Consider the following 1,892-nt stretch of genomic DNA (forward strand, 5'->3'; position numbering starts at 1 on the left):
TGTGCGCCCGGCGGGCACACGTTCTAAGGGGTGAAAGTCCCTGACCCGCCCGGCAGTGGGAAGGGTGCAGCCAAAGGCAAGGGCGTCACCGTGAGGTGGGGTCTGAAGGAAGCCGGAGGCAAACCACTGGCCTGTAAAAGTTGTCCGGACAGGCTGTGAAGCGTGGATGAGATTGCATCACAAATCAAAGTCCAATAACTGCACGGAACGCCAGCAGTAAACGGGGCAGGTATAAGTGGGAAAGAACGTGTGAGTACCCGGGGAGATCTCACGGACATGACAAAGTGATAGAACATTCACAGCCATGGTCGAAAACGGTTTGTCGTGAGAAGTCAGCAGACCCCATATTACAATACCCGGTGGCTTAAGACACTGGGAAAGGGGGAAACAATAGGAGGTGCCACTTCCAAATGGAAACCAGACATGGAACTAAGTACAGACAACTTCATATTGAAGACTACCTGAGAGAGATACCTGCGGAACAGGGAAGGGGAACAGGAGTGTACGCCCAGGAATGGATTACCGGGAACCCTGACACCAACACGGACTTTTGGACGGACAACCTGCTTGATATCATTCTCAGAAGCGACAATCTCAACGCCGCATACAAGAAGGTGAAAGCCAATAAAGGTTCAGGAGGAATTGACGGAATGCAGGTGGATGGACTTCTGCCCTACCTGAAAGACCACCGGGACGAATTGGTCAGGCAGCTGAGGGAGGGAAAATACAAACCCAACCCCGTCCGAAGGGTAGAAATACCCAAAGAAGAGAAAGGAAAAGTAAGGAAGCTGGGAATACCAACTGTAGTAGACCGAATGATTCAACAGGCAATTGCGCAGGAACTCACTCCTATCTACGAAGAACAGTTTTCGGATAACAGCTACGGCTTCCGGCCAGGCAGAAGCGCGCATGATGCACTGGCAAAGTGCAGAAAATACGTGAATGATGGATATGTGTATGCAATCAGCATGGACTTACAAGCCTACTTTGATACGGTGAACCACAGCAAATTGATAGAGGTGCTGTCAAGAACCATTAAAGACGGACGGGTAATTTCGCTGATACACAAATACCTGAACGCCGGGGTAATGGAAGATGGAGGATTTCACGCAACATCAGAGGGGGTGCCACAGGGCGGCCCGCTAAGTCCATTGTGTGGAAACGTGATGCTAAACGAGCTGGACAAGGAACTGGAACGCAGAGGACATAAGTTCGTGAGATATGCCGACGATTGTATGATACTGTGCAAAAGTCGGAAAAGCGCAGAAAGAACGCTGGAACATATCATCCCTTTCATCACAGGGAAGCTATACCTGAAGATCAATCTCGAAAAGACGACAGTAAGCCACATCAGCAAAGTGAAGTATCTCGGATACGGTTTTTACCGACACAAAGGGAAATGCCGAATGCGGGTACACCCCGGGTCAATCAAGAAGATGAAGAACCATCTCAGGGAATTGACAGTAAGGGGAAACAAGTGGAGCAATACGGAAAGAGAAAAGAGACTCAGGAAATATACGACTGGGTGGATAAACTATTACCGATATGCGGATATGAAGAGCTTGATGGAGACAACGGACAAATGGCTCCGCCACAGAATCCGAGCGGTGTACTGGAAACAGTGGAAGAAGGTGCGAACGAGATATAAAATACTCCGGGCACTTCATCTTCCGGAATGGAAAGTGCATGAACTGGCGAACTGCCGGAAGGGAACATGGAGAGCGGCAGGAATGCTAAACTCTGTGCTTACCAAGGAAATATTAGTGGACAGACTTGGATATCCATCCATGACTGCCCACTATCTGAAAGTACGTGTAAACTATTGAACCGCGTAGTACCGAACGGTACGCTACGTGGTGTGGAAGGGGAGGGTCAAATCTCCCCTATCCGAT

1 protein-coding gene is annotated in these 1,892 nt (G+C 49.4%); it reads left to right on the forward strand.

What is annotated here, in order from left to right; translation table 11 throughout:
- Window positions 1-410 precede the first annotated feature (410 nt).
- Window positions 411-1,826, forward strand: coding sequence for a group II intron reverse transcriptase/maturase (gene ltrA / locus B5E64_RS17650; protein WP_087169732.1), 1,416 nt, complete (start codon window positions 411-413; stop codon window positions 1,824-1,826).
- Window positions 1,827-1,892 lie beyond the last annotated feature (66 nt).

Source organism: Drancourtella sp. An12 (assembly GCF_002160935.1).
In the GTDB taxonomy this organism is placed as follows: Bacteria; Bacillota; Clostridia; order Lachnospirales; family Lachnospiraceae; genus Sellimonas; species Sellimonas catena.

Excerpts from the sequence above, each read along its gene's own strand:
- ltrA (WP_087169732.1), top strand. The coding sequence starts at position 411 with ATGGAAACCAGACATGGAACTAAGTACAGACAACTTCATATTGAAGAC.